Genomic DNA, 18,736 nt, shown 5'->3' with positions numbered 1-18,736 from the left:
TAATGGGCTTGATCAGCCGCTTTAGAACGGGATTTCGTCGTCGAAATCGTCAAAGCTACCCGGATCAGGCGCGCCATAGTTGCTGTTCTGTTGGCCTTGCTGGGGGGCAGCATTTCCCTGGTGAGCGGGCTGGGCCTGCTGGGGCGCAGGTTGGGGGCGAGGAGCCTGCTGACCACCCTGCTGAGGATTGCCCTGGCCCTGGTTGCCCGGGTTGTTATTGCCATACCCTTGGCCGCCAAAGTTATTGCCCTGTGGAGCACCACCTTGCTGGGGATATCCCCCTTGAGGCGCCGCGCCTTGAGCCATGCCGCCCTGGTTACCAGGGTAATTATTCTGCGATGCACCGCCACCCTGGAAGTCGCCGGAACGGCCATCCAGCATCTGCATATCGTTGGCAACGATTTCAGTGCTGTAACGATCCTGGCCGTTTTGATCCTGCCATTTACGGGTTTGCAAGCGCCCTTCGATATAGACCTTGGAGCCTTTTTTCAAATACTGCTGGGCAATTTCAGCCGTCTTATTAAACAGCACGATCCGGTGCCACTCAGTACGCTCCTGGCGCTGGCCGCTTTGGCGGTCCATCCACGTATCAGAGGTGGCCAGATTCAAGTTGGCCACTGCCGTACCGCTGGGCGTAAAGCGCACCTCAGGATCTTGCCCGAGGTTACCGATCAGAATCACTTTGTTGATACCGCGAGCCATAAGGCGCTCCTTCCATTGTGTTACGTATAGATAAACATCGACGCGATCATGCCTACACTGCCGATACCACTGATTATTGCCTGCGGCTGGCAGCCAGCCGCATTAAGATTTGGGGGGAATCAGCCTGGCCAGTGCCGCCCTATCAAGCTGCTGACGATTCACTTTTAAATAGACCAGATGTTCTTCGGGCACCAGCATGACATCTTCGACGCCCACAACCTCTGCCAGCCGCTCCATCAATACATCCAGCGTATCTGGCAGCGCGTCATTTAAGTCCACCACCTCGCTGGAGAGCGGCGGTGGTGAGGGCATTTTCCACATCGCAAGCCACCATAGCAGAGCCAGTGCCGCACAGCCGATAAAAACGGCATCAAGGCCCCACACATTCGCCAATAGCCCTCCCAGCGTACCGCCCAGAAAAGCCCCTAAAAACTGGCTTGTAGAGTACACGCCCATGGCGGTGCCTTTAGCGCCAGCGGGAGCAAGCTTACTGAGCATTGATGGCAGCGTCGCTTCCAGCAGATTAAAACCGGTAAAGAAAATAAACAGCCCAACAAACAGCCAGTGCCCATGAGAGAACGACGACCCAAGCCCGCCCAGGCTTACCGTAATGGCGCCAATAGCCAACAGGCATACGACTTTAATCTGCTGCTTTTTCTCGGCCACTATCATGAGCGGCACCATGGCAACAAATGAAAGCCCCATAATGCCCAGGTACGCCAAACCGTGATGCGCCAGCGGTATGCCGGCTTCCTGCAACCGAAAGGGCACCGCGACAAAAATAGCCATCAGCACCAGATGTAGTGTAAAAATCGACAGGTCCAGACGCCACAGATCAGGGCGCATAATCACACTTTTAACCTGCTGACGATCCATCCCCACATCACGGTGGCGCAGCCGCCGAGGAGCGGGCGGCACCCAGCGCCACAGAACGACTAGCCCTAAAAGGGTTAGCAGCGCGGTAAACCAGAACACGCCGGAAAGCCCCGCCCATGAGGCAAGCCAAGGGCCCACGACCATGGCAATACCAAACGAGATGCCAATCGACAGCCCGATGGTCGCCATTGCCGCCGTACGCACCTGTTCGCGCGTTTGGTCGGCAAGCAGTGCCATGATGGCCGCCGCCACCGCACCACCGCCCTGCAAGGCTCGCCCAATAATAACCCCTCCGATGGAGTCGGCCATCGCGGCCACCACACTGCCTATGGCGAAAACAAGCAGCCCAAAGGCGATAACCCGTTTACGCCCAATGCGGTCGGACAGCCAACCAAAGGGGATTTGCAGTATGGCCTGGGTAAGCCCATAAACACCTAATGCAAAGCCCACCAGCAAGGGTGTCGCCCCTTCAAGCGCGTCGGCATACAGCGCCAGCACCGGCAACACCATGAAAAGCCCCAACATACGAGACGCATAAAGCCCAGCCAAGCCGCTGATTGCACGACGCTCAGAGGCCATTAGCAGTGCGGAAACCTTGCGCATAATGCCCTTGTGTATGGTGGATAAGGTAATTTTCTCGGATAACCCCCCATTCTAGCGGTTTGCAACCACGCTGGAAACGCCGTCCTGCGTTAACGGATAACAAAGCGTTTTTGCCGAGAGGGGGTGGCAAACGTATAATTACTTTTTTGCCGCGCGAGTCGAGGTGTTGATGGACAGCATTCTGGTCAGGGGTGCACGCACCCACAACCTCAAGCAGATCGATGTGGAACTGCCCCGCGACAAGCTGATTGTGATTACCGGCCTATCCGGTTCGGGAAAATCGTCGCTGGCGTTCGATACGCTGTATGCCGAAGGGCAGCGACGCTATGTAGAGTCGCTCTCTACCTATGCGCGCCAGTTCCTGTCGATGATGGAGAAACCCGATGTGGATCACATCGCGGGACTTTCGCCTGCAATCTCCATTGAGCAGAAATCCACCTCTCACAACCCGCGCTCAACCGTGGGTACCATCACCGAAATATACGACTACCTGCGCTTGCTGTTTGCCCGTGCGGGCACCCCACGCTGCCCAGAACACGGCGAAGAGCTTGAAGCCCAAACCATTTCACAGATGGTCGACCAGGTAATGAATCTGGCCGAGGGCACCAAGCTAATGCTGTTGGCACCTGTGGTTAAAGGCCGCAAGGGAGAACACTTACAGCTGCTTGCCGAGCTTCGCGCTCAAGGGTTTGTGCGTGCGTTAATCGACGGCCAAGTGCTGGAACTTGACGATATCGCACCGCTGGATAAACGTAAAAAGCACGACATCAGCGTTGTGGTTGATCGTTTCAAAGTGCGCGACGATATCGCCCAGCGCCTGGCAGAATCTTTTGAGACGGCCATCAATCTCGCCGATGGCACCGCCATGATTCATTTTATGGACGGCGAGCAGGAAGACATGGCGTTTTCATCACGCTTTGCCTGCCCGGTCTGCGGCTATTCTCTGTCAGAACTTGAACCCCGAATGTTCTCGTTCAACAACCCTGCGGGTGCCTGCCCGACCTGTGATGGTTTAGGCATACAGCAGTATTTTGACCCTGAAAAGCTGATTAGCCATCCTGAGCTCTCGTTAGCAGAAGGCGTGATTAAAGGCTGGGATCGGCGCAATATTTATTATTTCACTCAGTTACAAGCGCTCGCCAAGCACTATCAGTTTGAGCTGGAAACGCCCTGGAAAGATTTGGCGCGTCACGAACGTGACATCATTCTTAGCGGCAGCGGTGATGAACAGATTCCCTTTGCCTATGTAGGCGACCGGGGGCGCAAGGTCACTCGCGAGCATGCCTTTGAGGGTGTGCTGCCCAATATGCAGCGCCGTTATCGGGAAACCGAGTCCAACATGGTGCGCGAAGACCTGGCCAAGTACATCGCCCTGCAGCCCTGCGCCACGTGTCACGGTACGCGATTGCGCAAAGAGTCGCGTCATGTGTTTGTGGATGACCGTAATATCGCCGACGTAGTGCGCACACCGATTGGCGAGGCGCAGCGTTACTTTGCAACGCTTAGCCTGCCTGGCCGCAAAGGTGAAATTGCCGACAAAATTGTTCACGAGATCCAGGCCCGCCTGGAGTTTCTGGTTAACGTGGGGCTTGATTACCTGAACCTTGAGCGTAGCGCCGACACCCTTTCCGGCGGCGAAGCCCAGCGGATTCGCCTGGCAAGCCAGATTGGCGCGGGGTTGGTGGGTGTCATGTACATTCTTGATGAACCCTCCATTGGCTTGCACCAGCGCGACAACGACCGGCTATTAAAGACCCTGGAGCGCCTGCGCGACTTGGGCAACACCGTGATTGTGGTAGAGCATGACGAAGATGCCATTCGCGCCGCTGACCACGTATTGGACATTGGCCCAGGCGCCGGTGTGCACGGTGGCGAGATTGTCGCCCAGGGCACGCCTCAGGACGTTATGGACAACCCCAACTCGCTGACCGGCCAGTACTTAACCGGCACCCGCGAGATCAGCGTGCCGCCCTACCGTATTCCCGGCAACCCCGAAAAACAGCTGGTGCTACGCGGTGCCACTGGCAATAACCTGCAGGATGTAACGCTCAGCCTGCCACTGGGGCTGTTCATTGCAATTACCGGCGTATCCGGGTCGGGTAAATCCACACTGATCAACGGCACGCTAATGCCGATTGCCGCGCGGGAGCTGAATCGCGCAACAACCTTGACGGCTGCGCCTTACGAGAAAATCGAAGGGCTCGATCAGCTTGATAAAGTGATCGATATTGATCAAAGCCCAATTGGCCGCACACCACGCTCCAACCCCGCCACCTATACCGGCATTTTCACACCTATCCGTGAGCTGTTTGCCGGTACCCAGGAAGCTCGCTCGCGTGGCTACAAGCCAGGCCGCTTTAGCTTCAACGTTAAGGGCGGGCGCTGCGAGGCGTGCCAGGGCGAAGGCATGATTAAGGTCGAGATGCACTTTTTGCCGGATATCTATGTGCCGTGTGACGTTTGTAAAGGCAAGCGCTATAACCGCGAGACGTTGGATATCCACTACAAGGGTAAAACGATCCACGAAGTGTTGGAGATGACGGTTGAGGATGCGCTTGAGTTCTTTAGCCCGGTACCGGCGATCGCGCGCCGCCTGCAAACGTTACTGGATGTAGGGCTTTCCTACATCCGCTTGGGCCAGAGCGCCACCACACTGTCAGGTGGCGAGGCGCAGCGGGTCAAACTTGCTCGTGAGCTTGCCAAACGTGACACCGGCAAGACGCTGTATATCCTGGATGAACCTACAACCGGGCTTCATTTTGAAGATATTCGTCAGCTACTGACCGTATTGCATCGTTTGCGCGACCACGGCAATACCATCGTGGTCATCGAGCACAACCTGGATGTGATCAAGACGGCTGACTGGATTGTCGACCTGGGCCCGGAAGGCGGTTCCGGCGGCGGGCAAATCATCGCCGAAGGCACGCCGGAACAGATCGTCAAGCAGCACGTTTCACATACCGGACGCTTTCTCTCTCCGCTACTTGAACGCGGCAACCGCGCCGCTTCGTAATCGGGCGTTTCAGGGTGGGCATGCGCCCACCCTGAACGTGATTTTATGCCATAATTTAGCCGATTCGCCCCTGTATCAAGGTCATCGGGCAGTGCAGTGCGCGATTAATTGCTTATCGTCATTCGCCAAATAACTTGATATTTGTTAGGCAACACTCATGGAGATCAAGCTGTGAGCGAAGATCAAAGCTGCATTCTTCACCACTTCAGCCACTACTGCTCATTAAGCACGGCAGATAAAGCCCTGTTAGCGTCCCTGGAAGAGAGCCCTACGGATATCACAGCGGGCTCACTGCTATGGGAACTCGGTGATCCGGCTGGCGAATTTTGCACCTTGAAAAGTGGTTGGGCCTACTCCTATCGCCACCTTGAAAACGGTGATCGACAGATTCTGGAAATTTATTTGCCTGGCGATATTATTGGCCTGCGTGAGTTCGCGTTTTCGCAACGTCTGGAAAGTGTTCGCATGATTACCGATGGCGTAATCTGTCATTTTCCGCACAAACGCCTGCTTGACGTATTTCGTCAGTCGGTGCCACTAACCTCGGTGGTATTTGCGATCACCAGCCGTCACCAGGCACTGCTCACCGAACGACTAGTAACGCTTGCCCGACGCAGTGCTCGGCAAAAAACAGCGCACTTCCTGTACGAAATGTATTTGAGACTGCGCCAGACCAATAGCCATACCGACGGGCAGCTTCGACTCCCGCTCTCTCAAGAGCAGCTAGCTGACATTCTGGGCTTAAGCCCTGTACATGTTAGCCGCACCTTTAGCTTGCTGAGCGAAGAAGGTCTGGTATTTCGTGATCGTCACAACGTTACGATTCCTGATCTTCAAGCACTGGCGGCAGTCGGCGAGTTTGATGACTGTTATCTTAATGACGACGTTAGGCCATTATTCGAACTTTCTGCCTAGTGGCCATTACCACTACCATTACCACGTGCTGCCACGGGCGGTAGTGGTTTATAGAAAGCACCCGGCGCCTTTGCTGCGGGCAAACCCGTCATAAACGCTGGGCTTTTCTTACCCAACCTTGATGTGCTGACATGACACCCTATTCAACAGCCTTGGCAAGCGCCACCCTTCTACTTATTGCACCGTTAACACAGGCGGCGAACTTTAATATGGAGGACATACAGTCGCATGGCCAGTGGCAATCAATGGCGTTAACGCTGGGTAATGAGCACCACTTTCGCGCCGTTGAAACCCATAGTTATTCCGACGCGACACTCAGCCTGAATGCCACCCAAAACGTGTGTGATTTACCGTGGCTTGAAGTGCGTGTCACGCTGGAGGAGCAGCAAGGCGAAAGTAAAACCGTCAACCTGGTGCCGACCCGGCTGCGTATCGATGAGCAGCCCGCGGTCGATACCATGGCAGAATTCATCACCGAGCGAGGCGATAACGGCTTTTACGTACACTTTTATCTTGCTGATATGCAGACGCTAATGCACCAGATGGAACAAGGCGAGCAACTTTTCCTGGGGTTTGATCGAGGCGAACAGCCCCCCTGGTACATGACGTTTCAGCTTGAAGGCGCCGATCAAGCGATTGAGCGCATGCAAACGCTATGTGAAACCGCGTCGCCCTGAAAGTCGCTGGATTAAACGCGTCCCCAGCAATTGGGTTAACGTTACCGATTGGCGTGAGAGTCCCATCAGCGCGGCCAGATTTGTACTGGTCGCCTGGATGCGCCGACGATCGACATCAAGCACCAACAGGGCAGCATACGACTGCAGCAGAAGGGGATGCTTAGGCACAACCCCAGCCTTGAGCAGTCCACTCACCCTTCTGGCTGTTGTCGTAACAACAGTTCAACGCGCCGGTTAGCAGCTCGCCCTTCAGGTGTTGCGTTGCTCTCCATAGGTTGAGTATCCGCATAACCAACGGCCCGCATTCGAGAAATCGCTATGCCCTGACCTTCCAGGTGGCGCATAACGGCAATCGCACGTCCGGCGGAGAGTTCCCAGTTGGAAGGGAACCGAGTGGTCGCAATAGGAAGATTGTCAGTATGTCCTTCAACGGAAACCTGACCATCAAAGGCCGCGAACACATCGACAAGACTTTCTATCACCTCTTGGCCTAGAGAGGTGAGCACTGCCTCGCCACTGGGAAATAAAAGGCTATCATCAATGCGTAGCGTTACGCCCTCCTGGCCCTGCGATACGCTGACGCCGGGAATATCCAATGCCGCCATCTGGGGCTGCAACCCGCTATGGCGCGGGTGAATACCGGTGGCAAGCGTTGCCAAGGGCAGTGAGCTAATCACGCTGGCCATGGACGCTTCCTCACCCTCAAGTGCTTCATTACCACCGGGGGGAGCCAAAGCCAGCAACAAAACAAACAGCGTAATCAGCAGGGTGAGCACGTCCAGATAACTGGTCAGCCAGCTCTCATCGCTTTCACCCTGCCCGGCGGGAAGCTCCAGCGCATGGCGCGTATTGTTATCCAGCATCGCCTTAGCCCTTTGCCGTCGCGCTTGGTGTATCAGGCCGGGGCTTTATAGTGGCATCGCGAATCTCATCGTTATAGTTGGCGATAAATGAATTGAGCGTTTCCTCAATAAAAGAGGGCAGGCGGCGCTTGGTGATCAGTGAAATACCTTCCAGCACCATGTTCATGGTAATCAGGCGCTCTTCTGTACGTCGTTCTAGCTTCACCGCGATGGGTTTAAACACCAGATTCGCCAGCAAAATACCGTAGAAGGTGGTGAGCAGCGCCACCGCCATACGGGGGCCAATGACATCCAGGTCACCGGCATCCATGACTTCCAGCATATTAACCAATCCCACCAGCGTGCCAATCATGCCAAACGCTGGCGCATAGGTCGCCATGGTGCGAAAAATCTGGGCTTCTGCGTGCTCGCGAGCCTTGAGCCGGGCAATCCGCCAACGCAGCATGTCGAAGATCTCATCTTCTTTGGTATTGGCAATGACTAACTGAATACCGGTACGTAAAAACGGATTGCGCGTATGCTCCAACTCTTGTTCGACTGCACGCACATCGCCTTTAAACCATAGCCGGGACATGGCGACCAGCTCGTTGATATCGTCGCGTATATAGGTATTTTCACGCCGAAAGACAAGCCCTACCAAGCGTACAACGCGTAACACCTCTTTTAGCGGATAGCTTATAAAAGTAGCGGCCAGAGTACCGGTTATAACAATCGCCAGGCCCGGCAGATTGATAAAACTTTCAGGGGACTCCGCAGTAAAGAACAGCACGCTTACTAGCAGCAGCATACTGGCGAATATACCTATCAACGTGGACGGGTTCATCAACGGCTCCTCGCCGGTTATTGTGAGTTAACGTATCGGTTGTTTAGGCTGAATCATGCAACCGGGCACGCAGACGGCTAATGGCTTGGCTATGCAACTGAGACACACGCGACTCGGTCACGCCCAGCACGGCGCCCACTTCTTTTAAATTCAGCTCTTCCTGGTAATAAAGTGCCATGAGCAGTTTCTCGCGCTCTGGCAACGCCTCAATGGCAGCAACCAATGTTTGGCGCTGCTGCTCATCCAGCAGCTTTTCAAACGGCAAGTTGCTCACATCAAAACTTACCGGCTCACCACCATCGGCAACCAACTCTTCAAACGGCAATAGCTGACCGCTATTGGTGTCGTTGAGCAGCTGTTGGTAATCACCCAGCGGCATCTCAAGCGCCAAGGCAATTTCACTCTCTTCCGGCGAGCGCCCGAGCTGCTGCTCTAGCCGCCGGATCGCGTCGTCCACAGCGCGCGCAGCGCGGCGCACGCTGCGTGGCAACCAATCCCGCGTACGCAGTTCATCGACCATCGCCCCACGGATACGCTGGCTGGCAAACGTCGCAAAGCTGGCACCATGAGCGGCATCAAAACGGCCCAGTGCTTCTAAAAGCCCTACCGTGCCCGCCTGAATAAGATCATCAAGTTCAATACTGGCTGGCAACCTGACCTGCAGTGTTAAGGCATGACGTCTTACCAGTGGCATGTATTGTGTGAATAGCTCGCCTTGCTTGATTCTGCCTTGTGCTGTGTACATCTTTTTGCCTCGCGGCTATACAACTTTTACTGATAGTTCACAATGACTTGCAGACCCTGAACACGAACAGGCCGCTGTCCAGGCAGTAACTTAAAACGAAACTGCAAAGGAGCACTTACCTGCCTTCCCGCCAGCTCGGTGACCGTTCCGCGCCCTCCCGAGAGAGCCACACACTGCTCCGGATGGCATAGCCATGCGTTGATAGCGCTGCCCGGCGGCGCCTCAAGCTGCCAGTGTATCCGATCAATCACACGATTGTGCACCTGTACAGAATCGGGTGGCGTCATTGACTGGCTACGGGTTTCCCGGTCACTCATGGCCACCATCACGCCCGGCACCGAGGTGCTCCAGCTGCCCGCCGCCTGAGCGCTACCGATGAGACCTATCAACCCGCAAACACCCATCATCTTGAATAGCTTGCTTAACATGTCGAATATTTCCTTATCAGCGCGCCAGCACCAGAAGATCGATGGCCAAATAGTGGCTAGCGGCTTCACGCAAGTTTTCCAACAAGCCTTGGCGCGACAAAGAGGGCTCGTGCAGTGCCAATAATCGGCGAGGCCCGCCATTGTCACGCGCCTGGCGAAGTAGCCGGTACATCTCGGCAAATGCGTCCGCATCGCTGTTAACCCAGAGCGCCCAACGCGCATGCCGAGCACTTAGCTGAGCCAGATCAGGCGCATTAACGCTAACCGCCTGTATATCCCAATCGTCAGGTGATCCTGCCCAGTGACGGCCCAGCGCAGACCATTGAGCCAGGCGATGTTGAGCCTGTTTGACAGCCTGCGCGCCCTGCCCTGGCAAACCAATAATATACAAGGGCTTTTTAGGTCGCGAAGGGGCTTTCGCAACCGGCTGCTCGTCAATCGTGGGGGTGGGCGAAACAGCACCTGGCGCGGGCGCAGGCGCTTCGCTCATCACCTCCATATCACTTGCCAACGGCGCATCAGGCTGGCTGGGTGCCTGCTTCTGACGCTGGCTGTCGGCCCATTGGCGCAAGCCCGCCGCCTGATCCTGACTCATACATTCACCTCTCGGCTAACGCTGCCCAATTGGCGAATGGCGTCGCGCGCCATAAAGGCGTACATCAACGCATCCAGCATGGCCGTATCGCGGCGTTTTCGGCGCGTGCCCAACAGGCTGAGTAGATCGCTACGCAGACTGGACGCCTCATCATCATCCGCGTTATCCAAATGCCCGACCACTGACGCGACGCCGCTGGCTAACAGTAGACGTACTTCTGGATCCACGTCCCCGCTATCGGCCTCTTTAAACTGCTGCAACGCGCGTTTGGTGAGCGCTGCCAGGCCCTCACTTTGCAGCTGAATGACCAGTTGGAAAAGTACATCGGCGCCTAAACGAGCCGGCGTCAACCAGTAGCGCCGGGCAACGACCTTGGCACTTTCGGGGTCACGAACCTCCCCATACCACGCAAGCAGTACACTGCCCGCCTCATTTTGCACTTCGGCATAAGCGGTCCATAACTGCATGGACTGGCCACGAAACCGCACGCTGACATGATGGCTGAGCGTGCTTTGTTCAAATAGTCCGCGTAGCGCAGAACGCTCGCCATGAAAGTATACACGCTGTGCGGATGTCACAAGGCTGACCCAAGTCAGCTGTTGCTCATTCAGCCACTGCACGGTTTCTGCCGGAGGCAGCACGGGCAATAGATGCACCGTGGCGCCCGCCTCCATTCGTGTCTCAAGCCTGGCCTGCCAACCCGCAGGTTGGCGATGTTGAAGCATGGGGACGGCATGCCAAGCGCCCCGTTCGTCCATGCTGATATCCGGCATCGACCAATCACAGCCACGCTCGTTACGGCGTGCCGCCCACACCACACCAGGGGCGGGTAACGCGTGCGGCAACAGACGAGTAAGCTGCGCGCTCTGTAGCTCGCTCGGCAAAGCGCTAACATCCCACATGGCTTCCAGCGTGGCGAAGCCTGCCAAACGCTGGCGCAGCCGCGTCAGTAGTAGCGACAGCCTCCGCCCTTGGCCAAGCACATCTCGCGACCAGCGAGGCATGCTAGCCGGTGCCGTGAAGCCAGGCTGCGGCGCTGCTTTCGCCTGGCTTTCCAACGCCTGGTTGATCAGCGCATCCGGCAGCGCCACGCTCATATCTTCGGGCACTTGCTGCCCATGAGAGCTAAACAGCACGCGCATACCATGACGGATAACAATATCCAGCACGGGGGCTAGTCGGCCGGCTTCATCCTGCTTGGTAATAATACAGTCATCAAGCTCAGCGCCTGCCGCCCGCGCGGCCTGACGATAACGCAGCACGACTTCTTCCAGGGTTTCTGGCTGGCTAGCCGCGTTCAACAGCAGTACCAGCCTTACCGTGGAACTTCCGCCCTGCAAATGAGCAATTTGATCAATAACACGCTGGTCACGCTGGCTCATCCCAACCGTATCAATCATGACCCACTGCTTGCCGTGAAGGCGGCCCAGCAGATCATCGACCGGCTGCTCAGCATCAAGGGCGTACATGGGGGTATCCAACAGGCGTGCGTAAATCCTGAGCTGCTCATGGGCGCCGATACGAAAGCTATCCGTGGTGACCAGCGCGACAGGGCGTGTGCCATGTCGCATCACAAAGCGCGCCGCAAGCTTTGCGGTGGTCGTGGTTTTGCCTATTCCGGTAGGACCGACCAAGGCGACGATGCCCGTTTGGTCAAAAAAACTGGCCTCGTCATTTAACACATGAAGCCTGCTTGTCAGCTGCTGGCGCAGCCAATCAAGCGGTTGCTCACTTTCAGGGCCAAGCGCTTTCAATGATGCTGGCAGACCCGCGAGTACTTCATCGCCAAGCTCGGCGCTAAAGCCAACTCGCGTCAACAACTGAGAAAGCCGCGCGCGCGTATCGGAGGCTTGTTGCACCGACTCGGCGGGCCGAGGCGCCTGCTGGCTCGTTACCTGTTGGTTAGTTAAAAGCGCGCGCATATCTTGCATTTCACGCAGTAGGCGCTCACTCATGGCCTGAAGAGGGTCCGTCGCTGTAGCGGGTTCTACCGTACTTGCGGTTACCTCTAACGCGGCGTCGACAGGCTCGACAGCCTCATCGGCCATCGCCATGATTTCAACGCCGTCATCAGTACGGCGGTTCGCCAAAATTAGCGCATCATCTCCCAGCGTTTCACGCACCTGGCGCATGACATCACGACTGTTTGCTCCCGTAAAACGCCTAACGCTCATGTCTTACCTTTTGTTTGTACACATAGCTGACACGTTCGCTGCTTGCGGTCATGGTTAGCGGCCACCCACTGTGGTGGTCACACGCAGCGTGCGGTCATCCGGAATTTCTGCTTGTGACATGACCACAAGATGCCGCAAACGACGGCGCAAAAAGCGTGATAGCACGCCACGCAGCGAGTGCTGAACCACCAATACCGGTGCCTCCCCGCTACTTTCATGCTGCTCCAGAGCCTGCTGCGCCTGATCCATCAAGGTTTCAGCCAAGCCTGGCTCCATCGCGCCATTCCCGTTCATCGCCTGTATCAGTACCTGCTCCAGTTGGGCATCCAGCCCCATCACATTGAGGGTTTCCTGTCCGGCAAACCACTGCTGCGTAATGGCCCGGCCTAATGCAATACGCACCAGCGCGGTAAGCTCATTAGGATCTTTTTGCTGACCGGCATGCTCTGCCAGGGTGTCCAGAATCGTGCGCATGTCACGAATAGACACATCCTCTTCCAGCAGATTCTGCAAAATACGTTGCAGAATGGTCAGAGAAATTGCCTTGGGCACTACTTCTTCTACCAGTGATTTCTGCTCTTCGCCCAGCTTGTCGAGCAGCTTCTGGACCTCCTGGCGGCCCAGCATTTCGGGTGAATGTCGATGTAGCAAATGATTAAGGTGAGTCGCAATAACGGTACTGGCATCGACCACAGTATAGCCATACACCTGGGCGTGCTCACGCTGATTGGTGTCGATCCAAACCGCGGGTAAACCAAAGGCAGGGTCGTGAGTGGCAGTCCCTTGCAGTTCCCCAGAGACCTGCCCCGGGTCAATGGCGAGCCACTTGCCTGTCTGCGCTTCGGCGCGACCTATTTCAGCGCCTTTCATGGAGAGCACGTAGGTATTAGGCGGCAGTTCCAGGTTGTCGCGGATATGCACCACCGGTGGCAGGAAACCGACCTCCTGAGCAAACTTTTTACGCACGCTTTTAATACGCCCCAGAAGCTCGCCTTTTTGGCGGGCATCGACCAGTGGGATTAAACGATGGCCCACTTCAAGTCCAAGGGTATCGACCAGATGGACATCTTCCCAGCTGGCCTCAGGAGTTTCCTGGGTAACAGGTGCTTCTGTAGCGATCTCCTCTTTCACTTGGACTTTCTGATTGTGACGCATCAAGAGCCAAGCCAAACCGCCCAGCAGTGCGGTAAAAAACAGAAAGACAAAGTTCGGCATGCCCGGCACCAGGCCCAGCAGCCCCATAACCGCGGCCGCCAGAATCATCACCTGAGGGTTCACGAACAGTTGGCTGATCATTTGCTGGCCAACATCCTGCTCGGTATTAACGCGCGATACCGTTACACCAGCCGCGGTGGAAATGACCAGTGCCGGAATCTGAGCGACCAGGCCGTCGCCAATCGTTAGCAGCGTATAAGTACGGCCCGCATCGGCGAAGCTCATATCGTGCTGCATCATACCAATCAACAGGCCACCGATAATATTAACCACCATGATGACCAGACCCGCCATGGCATCACCGCGTACAAACTTACTGGCACCGTCCATCGAGCCATAAAAGTCGGCTTCCTGGGCGACTTCTGAACGACGCTTTTTGGCTTCTTCTTCACCAATCAAGCCAGCATTTAAATCGGCATCAATGGCCATCTGCTTGCCAGGCATTGCATCCAGCGTAAAACGTGCGCCGACCTCAGCAATTCGCCCAGCGCCCTTGGTGATCACCATGAAATTGATAATGACCAGTATCAAGAAGACCACTAGGCCAACGGCAAAATTACCCCCTACCAGAAAGGTACCAAACGCTTCGATGACCTTACCGGCCGATGCGCCGCCCGCGTAGCCATCCATCAATACTACCCGCGTTGAGGCGACGTTAAGCGAAAGACGCAGTAGCGTGGTAAATAGCAAAACAGCAGGAAACGCAGCAAAATCCAAAGGCTTTTCGGCAAACATGCTGACCAACAACACCATGATGGCCAAGGCGATGTTAAAGGTGAACAGCATATCCAGCGCAAAGGGCGGCAAGGGCAGGATCATCATGCCCAAAATCATTAAAATCAGCACCGGCCCGGCAAGCAGCTTCATGCGTACCTCGCCCATCCAGCCACGCTGAGAGACCAGTTGGTTTAAACCTTTCATGGCGGTGCCTCATTGCCACTGGCCTGACGGCCAGGGGTTTGCATTTCCGGGGGTACCGGCAGATTATCGGGAGTTGGGGGCACCTCGCCTCCTTGTTGTCCAACATGCTTTAAGCGGTAAGCCCACGCCATCACTTCTGCCACCGCTGTATAAAGCTCGGCAGGCACTTCGGCCTCTAGATCCACATGATGATAAAGGGCGCGCGCCAGCGGTGCAGCCTCCAAGCGAGGAACGCCTGCCTCTATGCCCAGCTCGCGTATTTTTACCGCAACGGCATCCGCCCCTTTGGCCACCAGTCGCGGTGCTCCCATGCTGCCCTCTTGATACATCAAGGCCACGGCATAATGCGTTGGGTTGGTAATAATAACGTCGGCCTCTGGCACCTTGCTCATCATTCTACCCCGAGCCATCGTCTGCTGCTGTTGACGAATGCGTCCTTTAACATGGGGGTCACCTTCTGACTCTTTATGCTCGCGCTTCACCTCTTCTTTACTCATGCGCAGCTTCTTGGCGTTACTCCACAGCTGAAAAGGTACATCGATAAGAATGACGATCATTAGCGACAGTACGACCAAACCAGCCGCCTGGGCCGCCATATTAAGCGCACTGACCAGTGCTTGATGCACGGGCTGATCCATTAGCGCTAAAAACTTACCCAGGTTGAGATACAAAAACGTCCCGGCCACGCTACCCACCAGCACCGACTTGGCAATCGCTTTCGCCAGCTCAATCAACGCTTGGGTCGAAAATATCCGCTTAACCCCTGCGATAGGGTTTAGCTTGGAGAGCTTGGGCTGCATGGACTTTGCGGATATCAGCCACCCCCCCAGTAAGGCAGGAGCCGTTAACGCAATGACCGCCAGCAGTAGAAATAGCGGCATCATGGTAAACAGCGTCCGCTGCCCCAGGTTTAGCGCATTGACCAGCATGGGCATCTCTTCCATGGCTTGGCGCCGGTCAAACATGAAAGCCTGCTCCATGACCATTCCCAACTGGTCATAAAAAATCTGCCCCATGCCCCATAACCCACCGACACCGCCCAGCAGCAGCAAAAACGTGGTTAGCTCACGCGACCGAGGTACCTGCCCCTCTTCACGCGCTTTGCTTTTGCGCCTGGGCGTGGCCTCTTCGGTCTTTTCCTGATCGCTATCGTTATCTGCCATGCTACATCCGGCTTAGCGTGCGTGGCGCACCATAAAGTCAGCCGCCCCAAGGGACGGCTGAACAAAACGCTTATATTGCCAGATACGGCTTTTTACAATGCTCTAATAACGCCGCATTAAAAGCCCAATTCGTCCAATAAGTCGTCCACCTGATCCTGACCAGTGACGATATCGGGCGCACTCTCCTTGATTTGCGGGCCGTTCAACAAATCCTCTTTACGTCGTGCACTGTCGTTTTTCCACTGATCTTCGGCCTTGCGCTGCATCGATTCGCGTACCTGAGCACCCGGTACGTTGTCGATCAGCACCTGAACAAGCTGATATTCGATCTCACGGATCACGTCCATCATTTTCTTGATCACCTGGCCGGTCAGATCCTGGAAGTCCTGAGCCATCATGATTTCAAGAAGCTCTTTACTCGTCGCCGCCGTCATCGTAGGCACATCGCTTAAGTAGCTGCGCGTATCCTTAACGAGCGCCTTGGCATCTTCCAGATCCTTGGGCGCTTCAAACCACTCAGCCCACTGCTTATCAAGCCCTTCAGCACGCTCAGAGAGTTCATCCTGAAGTGGCTGAGCACGATCAATCGCATTCAATGCGCGGTCGGCTGCCTGCTCGGTCATCGTGGCAACATAGTGCAGCCGATCTCGCGCATCAGGAATGGCTTCAGCCGCTTTTTCGATCTCTTTATCCAATCCCAGCTCGCGCATATTATCGCGTAGCATGCGAGTAAGCTTGCCGATGCGATGAATTAGCTCTTCAGCGCCTTCCTCGGATAGCGGGCTAGAGTCGATCTGCTCATTCTGACTCATGGTATTATCTCCTCGCTCACCAGGCCCTTCGGCCCAGCCGCTTTATTTACCCATTTTTTCGAAGATTTTATTAAGCTTCTCTTCAAGGGTAGCCGCGGTAAATGGCTTAACGACGTAGCCGTTAGCACCCGCTTGAGCGGCCGCGATAATATTTTCTTTCTTGGCTTCTGCCGTTACCATCAATACCGGCAAATGCTTCAAGCCGTCATCCTGACGAATTTCCTTGAGCATTTCCAAACCGTCCAGGTTAGGCATATTCCAGTCAGAAACAACAAATTCAAAATCACCTGCACGCAGCTTATTAAGCGCGTCCTGACCATCTTCTGCTTCATCGACATTGGTAAAACCCAGCTCTTTAAGCAGGCTACGTACAATCCGGCGCATGGTAGGAAAGTCGTCGACTACCAAAAAGCTCATGTTCTTGTCGGCCATTGCTCATCCTCTTATCAATTCACGTCTTGATGACGAGTTATATAGTCAGGGTTAAAAAGCTTCCCACTCTGCGTGGTCGCTGTGGGTTGGCGTTGATCGTGGCGCGGAGGCCGCCGGTAAACTTTTTTCCGCAGCGCGAGGCGGCGTAGAATTCGTTTGCTTAGGCAATGAAGTGCGCTGAGGCGTCTGAGATCCTAGCAACTTAAAGACGGCAACCGCCTGCTCTAACTGATTGGCCTGCTCTTCCAATGAGGCAGCAGCCGAGGAAGCTTCCTGGACAAGGGCAGCGTTTTGCTGGGTGACCTGATCCATCTGCCCAACCGCATGGCTCACCTGCTCAATGCCATCGCTTTGCTCCTGTGAAGCGGCCGATATCTCATCCATGATGTCAGTCACACGGCGCACGGCAGTGACAACGTCTGACATGGTAGAACCTGCTTGCTCCACGAGCGTTGAGCCTTGCTTAATCTGGCTCACCGAGGCATCAATTAGCGTTCTGATTTCCTTGGCAGCATCGGCACTACGACTAGCAAGATTGCGCACTTCACCCGCCACCACCGCAAAGCCACGACCCTGCTCACCGGCACGTGCAGCCTCCACTGAGGCATTCAGTGCGAGGATATTGGTTTGAAACGCAATGGAGTCAATAACACTGGTGATATCGGCCACTTTTTGCGAACTTGTCGATATACCATGCATCGTTTGAACCACTTGGCTGACCACTTGGCCACCGTGCTCAGCAGTTGTCGAGGCATCTGCCGCCAGCGTGCTGGCTTGACGCGAATTATCTGCGTTCTGCTTCACGGTGGCCGTCATCTCTTCCATGCTGGCTGCGGTTTCCTCAATGGCCGCCGCTTGCTGCTCCGTACGTGAGGAAAGGTCGGCATTGCCGCTAGCGATTTCCCGCGTACCATAGTGGATTTCAGAACTGCCCTCTCGGACCCGAGCAACAATCCCCGTCAGGTTTTGCTGCATGGTGGCCATCGCCGAAAACAGGCGACCAATCTCGTTATTGCCCGCCTCAGGTAGTGGTTGGGTAAGATCCGCTTCGGCAATTTTATTTAACCGTTTAACCGCATCGTTTAAGGGCGTCGTCACGGTGCGGCGTAAGCCAATATAAATGGCAAGCGTAACCAGCAACGCTATACCCAATGCAATGGTGCTAACCAGTTTAAAAAAGTTGCCTTGGGCGTGCGCCTCTTGGCCAATACCATCAACCCGCTGGAAGCCATACTCAACGAACGCCGTCGTGCTGGCTGCAAGGCTCATCAGCGGTTCACTTAACGCATCGCGCAGGTCGTTATAGGTATTCATATCCATCTGCTCAAAGCTTTCGTGCTGCTGCTTTACCAATGTCATAACGGCGCGAAAACTTTCGATTAACTCACTTCCTAACACTTCACCCTGCGGCGTACGAGGAGTCGCCACAAAGTTCTCAAAACGCATCTCGGCACGCTCAATACGCTCGGCGGCAATCGCCAACTGCTCGTTGGTTTGGCTCATCTGGCCAACCATTAAGTAGTTTGAAGCCACCTCCATAGCCAGCATGGCCTGGTTGAGTAGCGAATCGGCCCGATTAATCTCATTCAACTGAGCGCTACTGATAAGCCCGTAAGTCGCCAGATTTTCCTGTGATCGTTCCTCTGATAGAAAACTGATGCTCGCCAGTATGATAATCAGCATGGTAAAACACAGTAATGCTGCCACAACAGCCGCATGGATACTCAGGTTACGCAGTAAACGTGTCATTCGATCATCCCCTTCGCCAAGCATTTTTAT

17 protein-coding genes are annotated in these 18,736 nt (G+C 55.3%); 3 read left to right on the top strand and 14 right to left on the bottom strand.

The features are described 5' to 3' along the window. Positions 1–21: 21 nt before the first annotated feature. Both ACT3T6_RS04105 and ACT3T6_RS04100 read right to left on the bottom strand, forming a co-directional pair. Positions 22–702, bottom strand: a complete 681-nt coding sequence (locus tag ACT3T6_RS04105) for a single-stranded DNA-binding protein (RefSeq protein WP_193053664.1) — start codon at positions 700–702, stop codon at positions 22–24. A gap of 102 nt (positions 703–804) precedes the next feature. Next, complete coding sequence (locus ACT3T6_RS04100; RefSeq protein WP_172117745.1) at positions 805–2,181, bottom strand: MFS transporter; 1,377 nt, start codon at positions 2,179–2,181, stop codon at positions 805–807. A 169-nt stretch (positions 2,182–2,350) separates the two neighbouring features. Between ACT3T6_RS04100 and uvrA the strand changes: the two genes are divergently transcribed. The 3 genes from uvrA to ACT3T6_RS04085 all read left to right on the top strand — a co-directional run bounded on the left by uvrA (position 2,351) and on the right by ACT3T6_RS04085 (position 6,786). Then, positions 2,351–5,194: an excinuclease ABC subunit UvrA gene (uvrA, locus tag ACT3T6_RS04095; RefSeq protein WP_193053665.1), complete on the top strand. Its 2,844-nt coding sequence runs from the start codon at positions 2,351–2,353 to the stop codon at positions 5,192–5,194. Between the two features lie 171 nt (positions 5,195–5,365). Then, on the top strand, positions 5,366–6,109 hold the full coding sequence (locus ACT3T6_RS04090; protein WP_193053666.1) for a Crp/Fnr family transcriptional regulator: 744 nt from the start codon (positions 5,366–5,368) through the stop codon (positions 6,107–6,109). A gap of 131 nt (positions 6,110–6,240) precedes the next feature. Further along, on the top strand, positions 6,241–6,786 hold the full coding sequence (locus ACT3T6_RS04085) for a hypothetical protein (RefSeq protein ID WP_193053667.1): 546 nt from the start codon (positions 6,241–6,243) through the stop codon (positions 6,784–6,786). Here ACT3T6_RS04085 and ACT3T6_RS04080 read toward each other — a convergent pair. From ACT3T6_RS04080 to ACT3T6_RS04025, 12 genes are all read right to left on the bottom strand, one after another. Continuing rightward, entirely contained in the window at positions 6,763–6,954 is a 192-nt protein-coding gene (locus ACT3T6_RS04080) for a hypothetical protein (protein ID WP_193053668.1), read from the bottom strand. The genes ACT3T6_RS04085 and ACT3T6_RS04080 overlap by 24 nt on opposite strands. Positions 6,955–6,977: 23 nt before the next feature. Further along, on the bottom strand, positions 6,978–7,649 hold the full coding sequence (locus tag ACT3T6_RS04075) for an OmpA/MotB family protein (protein WP_193053669.1): 672 nt from the start codon (positions 7,647–7,649) through the stop codon (positions 6,978–6,980). Between the two features lie 4 nt (positions 7,650–7,653). Beyond that, the gene (locus tag ACT3T6_RS04070; protein WP_087109028.1) at positions 7,654–8,472 is read right to left on the bottom strand and encodes a motility protein A; all 819 of its coding nucleotides are present in this window, start codon (positions 8,470–8,472) and stop codon (positions 7,654–7,656) included. A gap of 43 nt (positions 8,473–8,515) precedes the next feature. Continuing rightward, positions 8,516–9,217: an RNA polymerase sigma factor FliA gene (locus ACT3T6_RS04065; protein ID WP_087109031.1), complete on the bottom strand. Its 702-nt coding sequence runs from the start codon at positions 9,215–9,217 to the stop codon at positions 8,516–8,518. 26 nt (positions 9,218–9,243) lie between these two features. Continuing rightward, positions 9,244–9,645 carry a flagellar protein FlhE gene (locus tag ACT3T6_RS04060; RefSeq protein ID WP_193053670.1) on the bottom strand — a complete coding sequence of 134 codons (402 nt, stop codon included), beginning with the start codon at positions 9,643–9,645 and terminating at the stop codon, positions 9,244–9,246. Positions 9,646–9,661: 16 nt separating this feature from the next. Then, positions 9,662–10,240, bottom strand: coding sequence for a hypothetical protein (locus tag ACT3T6_RS04055; RefSeq protein WP_193053671.1), 579 nt, complete (start codon positions 10,238–10,240; stop codon positions 9,662–9,664). Beyond that, a complete protein-coding gene (gene flhF, locus ACT3T6_RS04050; protein ID WP_193053672.1) occupies positions 10,237–12,414 on the bottom strand; it encodes a flagellar biosynthesis protein FlhF in 2,178 nt (725 codons plus the stop codon). Before flhF ends, ACT3T6_RS04055 begins: the two co-directional genes overlap by 4 nt. Positions 12,415–12,468: 54 nt before the next feature. Continuing rightward, on the bottom strand, positions 12,469–14,550 hold the full coding sequence (gene flhA, locus ACT3T6_RS04045) for a flagellar biosynthesis protein FlhA (RefSeq protein WP_193053673.1): 2,082 nt from the start codon (positions 14,548–14,550) through the stop codon (positions 12,469–12,471). Continuing rightward, positions 14,547–15,713 carry a flagellar biosynthesis protein FlhB gene (gene flhB, locus ACT3T6_RS04040; protein WP_193053674.1) on the bottom strand — a complete coding sequence of 389 codons (1,167 nt, stop codon included), beginning with the start codon at positions 15,711–15,713 and terminating at the stop codon, positions 14,547–14,549. The genes flhA and flhB overlap by 4 nt, the downstream gene beginning before the upstream one ends. Positions 15,714–15,829: 116 nt before the next feature. Beyond that, positions 15,830–16,525 (bottom strand): protein phosphatase CheZ, encoded by a 696-nt coding sequence (gene cheZ / locus ACT3T6_RS04035; RefSeq protein WP_193053675.1) that lies wholly within the window; start codon positions 16,523–16,525, stop codon positions 15,830–15,832. Between the two features lie 42 nt (positions 16,526–16,567). Further along, on the bottom strand, positions 16,568–16,957 hold the full coding sequence (gene cheY, locus ACT3T6_RS04030; protein ID WP_172117759.1) for a chemotaxis response regulator CheY: 390 nt from the start codon (positions 16,955–16,957) through the stop codon (positions 16,568–16,570). Between the two features lie 51 nt (positions 16,958–17,008). Continuing rightward, positions 17,009–18,706, bottom strand: coding sequence for a methyl-accepting chemotaxis protein (locus ACT3T6_RS04025; protein WP_193053676.1), 1,698 nt, complete (start codon positions 18,704–18,706; stop codon positions 17,009–17,011). Positions 18,707–18,736: the final 30 nt, after the last annotated feature.

Source organism: Halomonas sp. 72 (assembly GCF_052379785.1).
Taxonomy (GTDB): Bacteria; Pseudomonadota; Gammaproteobacteria; order Pseudomonadales; family Halomonadaceae; genus Vreelandella; species Vreelandella citrativorans.
This window is presented reverse-complemented; position numbering and strand designations above follow the sequence as displayed.

What these genes read in the sequence shown, in the direction of transcription:
- ACT3T6_RS04085 (WP_193053667.1), top strand. Translation starts at nt 6,241, where the DNA reads ATGACACCCTATTCAACAGCCTTGGCAAGCGCCACCCTTCTACTTATT.
- flhA (WP_193053673.1), bottom strand. Translation starts at nt 14,550, where the DNA reads ATGAAAGGTTTAAACCAACTGGTCTCTCAGCGTGGCTGGATGGGCGAG.
- ACT3T6_RS04105 (WP_193053664.1), bottom strand. Translation starts at nt 702, where the DNA reads ATGGCTCGCGGTATCAACAAAGTGATTCTGATCGGTAACCTCGGGCAA.
- cheZ (WP_193053675.1), bottom strand. Translation starts at nt 16,525, where the DNA reads ATGAGTCAGAATGAGCAGATCGACTCTAGCCCGCTATCCGAGGAAGGC.
- ACT3T6_RS04065 (WP_087109031.1), bottom strand. Translation starts at nt 9,217, where the DNA reads ATGTACACAGCACAAGGCAGAATCAAGCAAGGCGAGCTATTCACACAA.
- cheY (WP_172117759.1), bottom strand. Translation starts at nt 16,957, where the DNA reads ATGGCCGACAAGAACATGAGCTTTTTGGTAGTCGACGACTTTCCTACC.
- flhB (WP_193053674.1), bottom strand. Translation starts at nt 15,713, where the DNA reads ATGGCAGATAACGATAGCGATCAGGAAAAGACCGAAGAGGCCACGCCC.
- ACT3T6_RS04070 (WP_087109028.1), bottom strand. Translation starts at nt 8,472, where the DNA reads ATGAACCCGTCCACGTTGATAGGTATATTCGCCAGTATGCTGCTGCTA.
- ACT3T6_RS04025 (WP_193053676.1), bottom strand. Translation starts at nt 18,706, where the DNA reads ATGACACGTTTACTGCGTAACCTGAGTATCCATGCGGCTGTTGTGGCA.
- uvrA (WP_193053665.1), top strand. Translation starts at nt 2,351, where the DNA reads ATGGACAGCATTCTGGTCAGGGGTGCACGCACCCACAACCTCAAGCAG.
- ACT3T6_RS04060 (WP_193053670.1), bottom strand. Translation starts at nt 9,645, where the DNA reads ATGTTAAGCAAGCTATTCAAGATGATGGGTGTTTGCGGGTTGATAGGT.
- ACT3T6_RS04055 (WP_193053671.1), bottom strand. Translation starts at nt 10,240, where the DNA reads ATGAGTCAGGATCAGGCGGCGGGCTTGCGCCAATGGGCCGACAGCCAG.
- ACT3T6_RS04075 (WP_193053669.1), bottom strand. Translation starts at nt 7,649, where the DNA reads ATGCTGGATAACAATACGCGCCATGCGCTGGAGCTTCCCGCCGGGCAG.
- ACT3T6_RS04100 (WP_172117745.1), bottom strand. Translation starts at nt 2,181, where the DNA reads ATGCGCAAGGTTTCCGCACTGCTAATGGCCTCTGAGCGTCGTGCAATC.
- flhF (WP_193053672.1), bottom strand. Translation starts at nt 12,414, where the DNA reads ATGAGCGTTAGGCGTTTTACGGGAGCAAACAGTCGTGATGTCATGCGC.